At 68.3% G+C, this 12082-nt stretch carries 12 protein-coding genes; 4 read left to right on the top strand and 8 right to left on the bottom strand.

The window, feature by feature from the left end; genetic code table 11:
* Positions 1-5: 5 nt before the first annotated feature.
* The gene (locus IEY36_RS05700) at positions 6-767 is read left to right on the top strand and encodes a VIT1/CCC1 transporter family protein (protein ID WP_229681156.1); all 762 of its coding nucleotides are present in this window, start codon (positions 6-8) and stop codon (positions 765-767) included.
* 143 nt (positions 768-910) lie between these two features.
* Entirely contained in the window at positions 911-1192 is a 282-nt protein-coding gene (locus IEY36_RS05695; RefSeq protein WP_188965940.1) for a hypothetical protein, read from the top strand.
* A 345-nt stretch (positions 1193-1537) separates the two neighbouring features.
* Here IEY36_RS05695 and IEY36_RS05690 read toward each other — a convergent pair whose 3' ends face one another.
* Both IEY36_RS05690 and IEY36_RS05685 read right to left on the bottom strand, forming a co-directional pair.
* Positions 1538-3355 (bottom strand): ABC transporter ATP-binding protein/permease, encoded by a 1818-nt coding sequence (locus IEY36_RS05690; RefSeq protein ID WP_188965939.1) that lies wholly within the window; start codon positions 3353-3355, stop codon positions 1538-1540.
* A 463-nt stretch (positions 3356-3818) separates the two neighbouring features.
* Positions 3819-5063, bottom strand: coding sequence for a Zn-dependent hydrolase (locus tag IEY36_RS05685; protein ID WP_188965938.1), 1245 nt, complete (start codon positions 5061-5063; stop codon positions 3819-3821).
* A 494-nt stretch (positions 5064-5557) separates the two neighbouring features.
* Here IEY36_RS05685 and IEY36_RS05680 point away from each other — a divergent pair, with 494 nt between their 5' ends.
* On the top strand, positions 5558-6016 hold the full coding sequence (locus tag IEY36_RS05680; RefSeq protein ID WP_188965937.1) for a septal ring lytic transglycosylase RlpA family protein: 459 nt from the start codon (positions 5558-5560) through the stop codon (positions 6014-6016).
* Positions 6017-6031: 15 nt separating this feature from the next.
* On the opposite strand, the gene IEY36_RS05675 is transcribed toward IEY36_RS05680, so the two are convergent.
* Complete coding sequence (locus tag IEY36_RS05675; protein ID WP_188965936.1) at positions 6032-6937, bottom strand: LysR family transcriptional regulator; 906 nt, start codon at positions 6935-6937, stop codon at positions 6032-6034.
* 101 nt (positions 6938-7038) lie between these two features.
* Between IEY36_RS05675 and IEY36_RS05670 the strand changes: the two genes are divergently transcribed.
* Positions 7039-8226: an MFS transporter gene (locus tag IEY36_RS05670; protein WP_188965935.1), complete on the top strand. Its 1188-nt coding sequence runs from the start codon at positions 7039-7041 to the stop codon at positions 8224-8226.
* A gap of 416 nt (positions 8227-8642) precedes the next feature.
* Here IEY36_RS05670 and yihA read toward each other — a convergent pair whose 3' ends face one another.
* The 5 genes from yihA to rpmH all read right to left on the bottom strand — a co-directional run bounded on the left by yihA (position 8643) and on the right by rpmH (position 11974).
* Positions 8643-9299, bottom strand: coding sequence for a ribosome biogenesis GTP-binding protein YihA/YsxC (gene yihA / locus IEY36_RS05665; protein ID WP_188965934.1), 657 nt, complete (start codon positions 9297-9299; stop codon positions 8643-8645).
* A gap of 98 nt (positions 9300-9397) precedes the next feature.
* A complete protein-coding gene (gene yidC / locus IEY36_RS05660) occupies positions 9398-11200 on the bottom strand; it encodes a membrane protein insertase YidC (RefSeq protein WP_188965933.1) in 1803 nt (600 codons plus the stop codon).
* 11 nt (positions 11201-11211) lie between these two features.
* The gene (yidD, locus tag IEY36_RS05655; protein ID WP_188965932.1) at positions 11212-11445 is read right to left on the bottom strand and encodes a membrane protein insertion efficiency factor YidD; all 234 of its coding nucleotides are present in this window, start codon (positions 11443-11445) and stop codon (positions 11212-11214) included.
* On the bottom strand, positions 11442-11816 hold the full coding sequence (gene rnpA, locus IEY36_RS05650; RefSeq protein ID WP_188965931.1) for a ribonuclease P protein component: 375 nt from the start codon (positions 11814-11816) through the stop codon (positions 11442-11444). Before rnpA ends, yidD begins: the two co-directional genes overlap by 4 nt.
* 23 nt (positions 11817-11839) lie before the next feature.
* Positions 11840-11974 (bottom strand): 50S ribosomal protein L34, encoded by a 135-nt coding sequence (rpmH, locus tag IEY36_RS05645; protein ID WP_188965930.1) that lies wholly within the window; start codon positions 11972-11974, stop codon positions 11840-11842.
* Between the last annotated feature and the right edge of the window lie 108 nt (positions 11975-12082).

Genomic DNA, 12082 nt, shown 5'->3' with positions numbered 1-12082 from the left:
CCGCCATGGACACGCCCGCACCAAGCCCCGCTGCCGAGACGCTGAACCGAGACGGCCTCTGGGCCATGCCGGCCGGCCCGCCGCATGAGGAAATGCACGTCGCCCAGAATGCCGTCGTCCGCGACCTGGTGATCGGCGCGGCGGATGCGCTGACCCTGCCGTTTGCCCTGGCCGCCGGCCTGTCGGGCGCCGGCGCGGCGAACCCGCTGGTGGTGACCGCGGGCCTCGCCGTGATCGCCGCCGGCGGCATCGCCCGGAGCCTTCGCGGTTACCTCGATGCGCGCAACGAGGCCGACCACTACCTGGCCGAGCGCGGGCGCGAGGAGGAGGAGACGGTCGAGTACGCCGACCGCGAGCGATGGGAGGTTGCCGCCATCCTGCATCGCTACGGCGTGCGGGGGGATGCGCTGCGCCTGTCGGTCGACTCCATCTGTGCCGATCAGCGCCGCTGGGTCGATTTCATGATGCGTTTCGAACTCGACCTGAAGGAACCCGAGCCGCAGCGTGCGGCGCAAGCCGCCCTGACCACCGGCTTCGCCAGCGTGGCGGGCGGGCTGGTGCCGCTCGCGCCCTTCATCCTGGTCACTGGGGCGCCCACCGCCCTCGCCATCTCCGCGGCGCTGACCGGGATCGCGATGGCAGGGCTTGGCTGGCTGCGCGCTTGCGCCACCGGCCTGCCGGCGCTGCGCGGGGCCGTCCAGGCCGTGATGATCGGCGCGAGCGCCGCGGCCGCGGCCGCCATGGTGGCCAGGGCTGTGGCTGGCTGACCGACCGGAAGCGTCGCCGCCGGCAACCGGCAAGGTCCTCGGGCCGAACTCGCCGCCGCGGTGATGCATCGTTTGATTGACGCAGACCGCGCTGCGGGCGCAGCACTGCAGGGCGGCAAACCGCAACGGGGAGGGAAAAAAACATGTACGTCACCATCCGCAGCTACGCCGCGACCGGATCGGTCGAGGAGATCGTGCGTCACGTCGAAGCCTTGGTCCTGCCGATGCTGAAGGGGCACCCGGGCTTCCAGGCCTATTGGGCCGGGCGCAGCGAGGAGGGGGTGTTCTCCGTCAGTCTCTTCGATACCCGGGAACATGCCGAGGCGGCGCATGAGGCCGTGCGCGGCATCGTCGCGGCGAACCTCACCGAGTTGCTGCCACAGCCGCCGGTCGTCACGCGCGGCGAGGTGCTGGTTTCAGCCTAGATCGTGATGGCCGCGGGTGCGAATGCACCGGAGGTCTGAATCGCGCAATCAAACAATAGGTTAGAGCGTGGTGGGTGAACGAATGTGAACCAATCACGATCGAGTGGCAGGAGGGGCGGGGGAGAGACCTCCCGGTACGCCGCCGTTTGTTGACGTAGATGGCAGACCGGTGTCGTCCGATGCGGGATGGCCGCGCCACTGTCACTGACAGGCAATGCAACCGGTTCGGTTCGAACCTTCCCGCATCGCAGGACCTTCGAGCCATGACTGGATGAAGCACGACGGGCAGAACGGCGGTGACGCTGCTTCGCCTGTGAGGCCAGTCAGTAGCGCAAGCCTTCCCCGTCAGCGCCCGTACCCTTCTCGCATCCGATCGATCACGCCGAGTGGCCGGCGGCGCGGCATCTTGGCCGCCTGCCGCCTTGCGTAGACCTCATTGAGCAGGACTTCGCCGTCGGCAGCACGCTCCAGCGTCAGGCGCCGGCTGAAGATCTCCGCGGATCCCGGGTGTCGCCCGATCAGGACGATGCCGGCTTGCGGTAACCGTTCAGCGATCACGCGTAGCATGGCATCGGCTGAGTCCGGGTCGAGCGCATCCGTCGCATCGCCCAGTACGATCCAGTGCGGACGCAACAGAATGATCCGCGCGAAGGACAGTCGCTGCACTTCCGCCGGGGTCAATGCGCGCGTCCAGTCGGCCATTTCGTCCAGCCGCGCCGCGAGATGTGCGAGACCCACGCCGGCAAGCGCGTCTTGCAGCGCCGCATCATCGTGACGGTCCGCCGTCCCCGGAAAGGCCAACGCTTGGCGCAGCGATCCCTGCGGTAGGAACGGCCAGGGACCGACAGCGATCATCCCGGCATCGGCCGGCAGAACCACCTGGCCGCGGCCCCAGGGCCAGATGCCGGCCAGCACGCGGAACAACGCGCTCGCCGCCTCCGGGTCGCCGTCAACCAGCACGTGCTGGCCCGGCTCCACCTGCAAGGTGAGGTTCGACAGCATGGTGGTGCCGTCGGGTGTTGCGACCCACAGGTCGCGGACCCCGAGTTGCGATGTCGGCACGCGGTCGAGGTTGAGCGCGGTCTCCCCGGTGCGTGCGGCTTCCAGCGCAACGATGCGGACCGCCTCGTCGAGCATCAGCACACGCTCCACCGAGGCGCGCCATCCGGCGATCAGGGCAAGGTTGTCGACCGGCCACGACAGCGCGGCGGTGACCTGCTGGAACGCCTGCCCCGACTGGATCAACCGCCCGAGCGAGAGCGAGCCATCGAGGAAGCGCGGCGTGCCGACCAGGATCGGAAACACGCCGGCCAGCGCCACATAGCCTGAGGAGAAGGCCAGCAACCGCGCCAGGCCGATGGACTGGTCGTACCAGGATCGCGCGATGGTCTCGAAGACCGTCTCCAGGCGTTCGCGCTCCAGCGGTTCGCCGCGCGCGACGGCGATCGGTTCGCCGCTCTCATGCGCGCGCACCAGGCTGAAGCGGAAATCGGCCTCTTTCGTCTGCCGCGTGTCGGTGGCGCGCACGAGTGGACGGCCCAGCAGGAAGGCGACCACGGCGCCCGTGCCGGCATAGACGAAGGCGAGCACGACGAGGTGCCCGGGCACGTCGAGGCCGGCAACGCTGATCCAGCCTGACAGCGACCACAGGATGCCGACGAAGGTGATCAGCAGGAGAATGCAGTAGAACAGGGTGCTGGCCAGCTCGATGGCGACTTCGGTGGCGATGCGGACGTCTTCGGCGATCCGCCCGTCCGGGTTGGCGTGGTCGCCGGGGATGAGGTCGGCCTGGTAGTGCCGCGCATCCTCCATCCAGTCGCCGATCACCCGCGTCGTCAGCCAGCGTCGCCAATCGAACTGCAGATGACGTCGCACGACGAGATGTGCGGTGTTGGTCGCCATGGTGCCAAGCACGATGAGGCCGAAGATACCGATCTGGGTCATCGCGCGGTCAGTCGAGCGCCGTTCCAGCGCATCGAACAGATCCGCGCTCCAGATGTTCAGCCGGATCGCGAGTGCCACCTGGGCGACTACCAGCAGGGCGAGCATCGTGGTCAGCAGCCGCGGCCGCCAACGCCCCCGCCCGGTCCAGTATGGGCCGGCGATCCTGGCGAAGTCGCGGACGAAGTGCTGCGGGTGGCTTGGCTCGGTGGTGCCGATCATCGAACCCCCTTCAGGCGGCGCCTGACGGCGCAGGCGGGACCAGGCCGGACCAGACATGTCGCGCGTGGCCGCATCGTGCGCCAGGCTGCTGCGCCGCGTCGACATGTGCGAAGGGACAGAAGGCCGGCGGGGCGCCGGCAGCGGCTTGCCCCGATGGGGGGCCGAAGACGCACGCGCCGCCAGCGACCCTCTCAGGCCGGTCGTGGAAGAAAAGCGTACCCTGGAGGTCGAGCTCGGCCTCCGGGGATGGCATTGCGTCGGGGTGCCGGCCGGTGTCCGGACGAGCAGCGTCGTGTTCCTGACGCAAGCGGTGATGTGGCCCTGGCATGGGGCGATCCCGTCAGCCAGGCTCTCGGCGCGGCCGGGACGCACCGCCGTCATCCCCTCTCGCAGATGCGCGCGCGAACCGGCCCCGGTGGTCGCCAGAGGGGCTGGTTCGCCGCGGTACGCATGACCCAGCGCGTCAGAGCAGGCGATTGGCGCGGGCGAGGACCGCCTCGAACAGCACCTGGCAGCCGGCTTCGGCCTCGTCGGGCTGGATGCTCTCGGCCTCGTTGTGGGACAGGCCGTCCTTGCACGGCGTGAAGATCATCGCCGTCGGGACCGAACGCGCGACATAGACCGCATCGTGGCCGGCGCCGGAAATGATCTCGCGCGAGGAGAAGCCCAGCCGCTGCGTCGCCTGGCGGACCAGGTCCACGCAGGACGGGTCGAAAGGCTGCGCCGGGATGTGAAACAACTCGGTCAGCTCGAGCCGACAACCGGTCTCGGCCACCAGGCGCTGCGCCTCGGCCGGGAAGGTCGCGGCCAGCGTCTTGATCTCGGCATCGTCGGGGTGGCGGAACTCGACGGAGAAGCGCACCTCGCCGGGCACCACATTGCGCGAGGGCTGGGCGATCTGCAGGAAGCCGATCGTCCCGCGGCCATCTTCACCGCGCGCGCGCATCAGCTGGTCGACCAACGTCACCACCCGGGCGGCGGCGACCAGAGCATCCTTGCGCGCCGAGGGCGGCGTCGTGCCGGCATGGCTTTCCTGCCCGATGATCACTGCGTCGTACCAGACCTGCGCCTGCGCTCCGGTCACGATGCCGACCTGCTTGCCCTCGCGCTCGAGGATCGGACCCTGCTCGATATGCAACTCGAAATAGGCATCAGCGGGGAAAGGCTTCGCCGCGTGCTCGCCCTTGTAGCCGATCTGGTCGAGCGCTTCGGAGACCGACACGCCATCCACGTCGCGAAGGTTGTAGGCCTTGTCCTGCGTGTAGATGCCGGCCCACACGCCGGAACCCATCAACGAATGGCCGAAGCGGGAGCCTTCCTCATCGGTCCAGTTGACCAGTTCGATCGGCGCCTCGGTGGTGATGTTCAGGTCATTGAGCGATTGCATCACCTCGAGCCCGGCAATCACGCCGAGGGCACCGTCGAACTTGCCGCCGGTGGGCTGGCTGTCGAGATGGCTGCCGAGGAGCACCGGCAGGCGCTTGGGGTCGCGCCCCTCGCGCCGGGCGAACATGTTGCCGATGGCATCGACGCGCACCGTCAGGCCCAGCGCCTCGCACCAGCCCTTGAACTGGTCGCGACCCTTCTTGTCGACATCGGACAGGGTCAGGCGCTTCACGCCTCCCTTCGGCGTCGCGCCGATCTCGGCCATCGCCATCAGGCTGTCCCACAGCCGCTTTCCGTCGATGCGCTGATTGGTGCCGCTCATGGATCGTCGTGCCCGTCCTGCTTCGGAAAATCAGGGGACTAAGCCTTGATCCGGCGGCTGTCCACAGGTGGCGGGGCGAGGCTTTCGGTGGGTCGGTGAATTGGGTGCGAATACAATATACATGCCGATCAATTCAATTCCGGCTTGGGCAAGTCTCAATATAAAATTGACGTCAGTACTTCACGAATAGATTGAAGGGCGGCCAGTCGGCGGAGGCGTTGCCCCTGCCCTGATGTTGCCATGGTTGGGCGGGACTGTTGCCAGTCGCCAGGAATTGTTGCATGGCAGCAGGACAAGGCGCAGGTGTGTCTATCATTTCTGTCATTTTCTCCCCTTTGGAGATTCTCGTGCGTCGCCGGACGCATCCCCCCAACGGCTCGCGCAGCCAGGACCACCAAGGAGATTCCCTCATGGGGTTCCAAAGCTTCTCTCTTCAGGCCCGTGACGGCCGCGTTGCGCTCCCCCGCGCCGCGACCGCATCCCGGGCCGGGCGGATGCGGACGACTGCCCTGCGGGCGGCGGCCAGCTGCGCGGTGATCAGCCTCTCGGCGCTGACCATGGGCTGCGCCCAATCGGCCGAGGGCATCGCCGATGGTTCCTCGGGGCCGGTCACGGCCTCCCCTGATCTCGGCCGCGCCGTGGGTGACCCGCAGGTTGGCACGGCTTCCTACTATTCGCGCCGCTTCACAGGCCGGCGCATGGCGAGCGGCGGGCGGTTCGACCCGGCGTCCGACACCATCGCGCATCGCACCCTGCCATTTGGCACCATTGTGCGCGTGACCAATCTGCAGAACGGCCTGTCGGTGACCGGCACAGTGCAGGATCGCGGCCCCTGGTCGCGTGGCCGCATCGTCGACCTCAGCCCGCGCATCGCCCAGAATCTCGACATGATCCGCAGCGGCGTGGCGCAGGTCGAAGTGGTGCCCGTCGAACTCGCCGAGGCAGCTGAGTGAGATCGCCCCGCCGGGTCACCCCAGGCGGATCGCTTTCACCAGATGATCGATGAAGACGCGGACGCGGCTGGGCATGCGCCCGGCCTGACTGGCGTGGATGGCATGGATCTCCTCCCGGTCACCGGGGTTGAGCGCCTCCAGCACCGGCACGAGCCGGCCCGCGGCGATGTCCGGCCCGACATGAATATGCGCCAGCCGCGCCAGACCGACACCCGCCAGGGCCAATTGCCGCGCTGATTCGCCGTCGCCCACCTGGGCATTGCCGCAGGCCGCGACCGTGGCGATGCGGCCATCTTCCAGGAACGGCCATTCCTCGAAGCTGCGAGCGAAGTTGAAGCCGATCAGATTATGCGTCGTCAGCGCCGCCAAGCTGCCCGGCATGCCGTGGCGGGCGAGGTAGGCGGGTGCTGCGACCACCACCATCGCGCTGCTGCCGAGCTTGCGCGCCACCAGCTGCGAATTGCGCAGCGGCCCGACCCGGATGGCGACGTCGGCGCGCTGTTCCAGCAGGTCGATCACCTGGTCGCTCAGCACGATGTCGAGCGTCACCTCGGGAAAGCGCTCCAAGAAGCCCGGCACCAGCGGCAGCAGGTGATGGGTGCCGAAAGGCACGCTGGCATTGACGCGCACCCGCCCGCGCGGCGCCGCGCCGGCGGCCGCCTCGCGCTCGGCTTCCTCGATATCGGCGAGGATACGCTGGCAGCGATCGTGAAAGGCCAAGCCCTCTGCCGTCAGCTGCATCCGCCGCGTCGACCGGTTCACCAGCCGCGCGTCGAGCCGTGCCTCCAGCCGCGCCACGAGCTTGCTGACTGCCGAGGGCGTCATGCGAAGCGCTCGCGCCGCCGCCGAGAAGCCCGCATGGGCGACGACCTGGGTGAAGACCTCCATCTCGGCGCTACGATTGATCTCCGGGCGGGGCATGTGACGTCACCTCACAAGTGATGTTCCATCCTTCCGTATAGTTCACAGCTCCGCGGCGTCCATGTTGCAGTGCATCACAACTGAAGCCGTCGGAGGCTGCCTTGCCCATCGCCGTCTATGCCCTTGCCGCGGGTGCCTTTGGCATCGGCGTCACCGAATTCGTCATCATGGGCCTGCTGCTGCAGGTCTCGACCGATCTTGGCGTCTCGATCTCTGCCGCCGGCCTGCTGGTGTCGGGCTATGCGCTCGGCGTCTTCGTCGGCGCGCCGGTGCTGACCATCGCGACGCGGCGCCTGCCGCGCAAGACCGTGCTGATGGCGCTGATGGCGATCTTCACCATCGGCAACATCGCCTGCGCCGTCGCGCCGAGCTATGGCGCACTGATGGCCGCGCGTGTTGTCACCGCCTTGGCCCACGGCACCTTCTTCGGCGTCGGTTCGGTCGTCGCCGCCGGGCTGGTCGCGCCGGAACGTCGCGCCTCGGCCATCGCCCTGATGTTCACCGGGTTGACGGTGGCGACGCTGCTGGGCGTGCCGTTCGGCGCCTGGCTGGGCTTCGACCATGGCTGGCGGGCGACCTTCTGGGCGGTCGCGGCGATCGGCGTCCTGGCCTTCGCGGCGCTGGCACTGATCGTGCCGCGGGACGCTGCGCGGCGGGATACCGTGCCCCTGGCCGAGGAACTCGCCGTGCTGCGCCGCCCGCAGGTGTTGCTGGGGCTGTTGATGACGGTGCTGGGCTTCGGCGGCGTCTTCGCGGTGTTCAGCTACATCCAGCCGATCCTGGTGACGATCACCGGCTTCTCCGAAGCCGCCGTGTCGCCGATCCTGCTGGTGTTCGGCGTCGGCCTGATCCTGGGCAACCTGGTCGGTGGCAAGCTGGCGGATTGGCGACTGATGCCGGCCCTGTTCGGCACGCTGGCGGCACTGGCGGTGGTGCTGGTCGCGGCGACCTTCGTGCTGCATGACCGCGTGGCGGCGGTGGTGGCAGTCGGGCTGCTGGGCGCGGCGGCCTTCGCCACGGTCGCGCCGTTGCAGCTCCGCGTGCTGGAAGCGGCGGGCGGGGCCGGGCAGACCCTGGCCTCTAGCCTGAACATCGCCGCGTTCAATCTCGGCAATGCACTGGGGGCGTGGCTGGGCGGGGCGGTCATCGACCACGGGCCAGGGCTCGGTGCGGTGACGTGGGTGGCGGCAGCGATGCCGGCGGTGGCGCTCGTCGCGGCGCTCGGCAGCCGTGCGCTGGAGCGGCGCGGGGCGGGGCGGCGAGAGGTGGTTGCTGTCGCGGGAGATTGATGGCTGAGGAGCGCGCGACGTTGCGGGCCATGGAGAGGGGCTCTGCCCCTCTCCAAACCTCACCCCGCCAAAGGCCTAAGGGCCTCTGGACACCTTAAGTTGGCGCGGGGCAGCCGGACGAACCGGGACGGTAGAGATGAGTTGGGCTCGATAGCCGGCAAGACGCTTGGCACTTGGCAGTGCGGGTGTGCCGATCGCGGGGATAGCCCCATTCTGCCCAGCACCAAGGATGAGGTTTCCAAGAGCTTCATGCCTTTGGTGCGGCGAGATACGGAGGGCGCTGCAATTACTGGTGCCTCGACTTCGCACCGCTCCGACGATTTCACAGACATTGAGCGAAGGTGCAGAAGCCTTCGTTTCCTGCCGGGGTGCCCGAGGGGCAGCGCCCTTCCGCCTTCACGCGCGCGGCCGGCCCGCTACGCGGCCAACGACGCGATCTCGGCCCTCAGTTCGGCGATGCCCTGGCCGGTTTCGCTGCTGGTCACCAGCACCAGCGGGTGCGCCGCCGTATGTTCGCGCGCAAGGGCCTCGGCTTCCTTGATTCGGGCGGCCAGTTTCACCGGCCCGACGTCATCCGCCTTGGTCAGCACGATCTGGAAGGCGACGGCGGCGACGTTCATCAGTTCCATCGCCGCGCGATCGGATGACTTGGTTTCGACCCGCGCATCGAGGAGCAGGATGACGCGCATCAGGTTCGGCCGGCCGCGCAGATAGTCGAACATCACGCCTTGCCAGTCGCGCTGCATGTCCTTCGATGCCTTGGCGTAGCCATAGCCGGGCAGGTCCACCAACACGATGCGGTCGGCCAGGTTGAAGAAGTTGAGCTGCCGTGTGCGCCCTGGCGTCTGTGACACGCGGGCGAGCGCCTTCTGCCCCACTAGCGCATTGACCAGCGTGGACTTGCCGACATTGGAACGCCCGCAAAAGGCAACCTCCGGCAAGCCCGGCTCCGGCAACTGATCGGATTTCTGCGCCGCGTAGAAGAAGTTGCAGGGCCTGGCGAAGAGCAACCGCCCCGCCTCGATCAACTCGGCCCGTTCCTCGTCGTTGCGTGCCTCTGCCAGCCCAGTCATCGCTTGTCTCTCGCTAGATGGGCCGTGCCTGTCGCGTTGGCGCCCCTTGGTGACGGATAGAAAAAGGAGGGGGTGCGGGGGAGTTCTCTCCCCCGCCTTTACGATTTCGCCTTGGCGGTCTTGCCCGTGGACTTGGCGGCCTTCGCCGCGGCGCGGTCATGCCGCATGATGTAATACTGCTGCGCCACCGACAGCGTATTGTTCCATGCCCAATAGATGATCAGCCCCGCTGGCATGCCCGCGAGCATGAAGGTGAACACGATCGGCATCCACTGGAAGATCTTCGCCTGGATCGGGTCGGGCGGCGCCGGGTTCAGCTTCTGCTGCACGAACATGGTCACGCCCATGATGAGCGCCCAGGCCGGCATGTGCAGGAAGTGGCTGTACTGCACCGGGTCGAAGGGCAGCAACCCGAACAGGTTGAACAGGTTGGTCGGGTCCGGCGCGGACAGATCGTGGATCCAGCCGAAGAAGGGCTGGTGGCGCATCTCGATGGTGACAAACAGCGCCTTGTACAGCGCGAAGAACACCGGGATCTGGATCAGGATCGGCAGGCAGCCCGAGGCCGGGTTGACTTTTTCCGACCGGTACAGCGCCATCATCTCGGACTGGACCTTTTGCGGGTCGTCCTTGTGGCGTTCCTTCAACTCGGCCATTTTCGGCGCGAGCGCCTTCATCCGGGCCATCGAGTGATAGGCCTTGTTGGCCAGCGGGAAGAAGGCCGCCTTGATCAGCACGGTGAAGATCAGGATGGCGACGCCGAAATTCCCGGTCAGGCGGAAGATCCAGTCGAGCGCCAGGAAGAACGGCTTCACCAGGAAGTAGAACCAGCCGAAGTCGATCGCCTTGTCGAAATCGGTGATGTGCAGCCGGTCCATATAGCTGTCGAGGAGGTGGACCTCCTTGGCGCCGGCGAAGACGCGCGTCGCCATCTGGCCGGTGGCACCCGGGGCGATGGTGATGGGCTGCGGCGTCGCCATGTCGACCTGCCAGCGGTCGCCGGCATCCCCGCCACCATCGTTGGCGAAGCGGTAGGAGGCGCGCAGCGTCTGGTCGGGCGCGGCTGGCATGACGGCGGCGAGCCAGTACTTGTCGGTGAAGCCGGCCCAACCGCCCGCGGTTTCCTGGTCGAGCGCCACGCCGGAGCGGCGGGTCGCCTCCGTCTTGGCGCTGGAATAGGTCATCTCGTGCAGGCGGTCGCCGAGCACGCCAGTGAAGCCTTCATGCAGGATGTAGTAGCCGGCGCCGATCGGCGTGTGCTCGCGGCGGATGCGCGCCCAGGGCAGCACCGAGACCGGCTCGGCGCCGCTGTTGCGCACGCGCTGGTCGGCCGTGATCATGTACTGGTCGTCGACCGACAGGGCGATCTCGAAGACCTGCCCCCGGCCGTTATCCCACGACAGGATGACCGGGTTGCTGGCGGTGAGTGGCCCGGGGGTCGCGGTCCAGTCGGTCTCGCTGTCCGGCACGCGGACGGCGGGGCTCGCCGCGGTCCAGCCCCATTGCGCGAAATAGGGATTGGCGCTGCTGCGCTGGTCGAACAGGCGGACCCGCGGCGAATCAGGGGCGAGCGTCTCGTGATAGGTGGTCAGCACCAGGTCGTCGACGCGCGCGCCGCGCAGGTTGATGCTGCCGGCGACGCGCGCATTCTCGATCGACACGCGCGCGGCGGGCGGCCGCGCTGCGGTGGCGGAAGCCTCGGTCTGCACCGGGGCCGTCACGCCGGGTGTCGGCACGCCACCGGCGGCGGCCGGCGAGGGCACGGGCACGGCGGGGGCCGTCTGCATTGCGGGCAGCGCGGGCAGCGGGGCGGGCGGCCGGTTCGTGCGGTTCCACACGTCGAAGATCAGCAGGATGCCGATCGACAGCGCGATCGCGGCAAAAAGGCGCTTCTGGTCCATCGGGGAAAATCTCAGCCTTTCGGCGGAAGGGGCACTGGGTCGTAGCCCCCCGGGTTCCAGGGATTGCAGCGCAGGATGCGCGTCGCGCTCATCAGGGCGCCGCGCGCGGCACCATGGGTGGTGATGGCTTCAAGCGCGTAGTCACTGCAGGACGGGTAGAAGCGGCAATGGCTGCCAATGACCCCGCGCAGTGTGTAGCGATAGGCGTGGACGCAGCCCTTGAGCGCAATGGCCGCGGCGGTCATGGCAACACACCGACCTGCTTCAGCGCCCCACGAAGGTCGCCGATCAACTGGCCGAAGGGGCGCTTGCCGGTCCCGTCACGCCCGATCAGCACCAGGTCCCAGCCGGACAGGCCAAGGCTGGGCAGAGACAGGCGCGCAGCTTCCTTCAGCCGGCGCCGGGCGCGGTTGCGCACCACGGCGTTGCCGACCTTCTTCGTCACGGTGAAGCCAAGACGCAGAGATCCGGGCTCGCCGGCCAGCGCCTGGAGCACCAGGCCCGGCCGCGCGGCGCGCTTGCCGCGCGAGGCGGCGCGCAGGAACTCCCGGCGCTTCTTGAGCCGTCCGGCTGGAACACCCGTCTGGGGCGGGGCCGGGTTGGCGCTGCCCGACATGGGGTGCTCCGCGGCGCGGATGGTCAGGCCGAAAGGCGCTTGCGGCCCTTGGCGCGACGATTCGTCAGAATCCGACGGCCGCCCACGGTCGAGAGGCGGGCGCGGAAGCCGTGCCGGCGCTTCCGGACAATCTTCGAGGGCTGGTAGGTACGCTTCACGACAGGTCTCCTGAACCTCGGTGCCGGCGCGCGGGGACGATGCCGCCAGCAAGACGCGCCGGCGGTCCCCTTTCAAGAGGCGCCCCGGCGAGGGGCGGAGGTATAGGG

It is taken from the genome of Neoroseomonas lacus (assembly GCF_014644535.1).
GTDB classification, from domain to species: Bacteria; Pseudomonadota; Alphaproteobacteria; order Acetobacterales; family Acetobacteraceae; genus Neoroseomonas; species Neoroseomonas lacus.
Note: the sequence above shows the minus strand (reverse complement) of the source record. Positions and strands in the feature narration are given on the sequence as shown.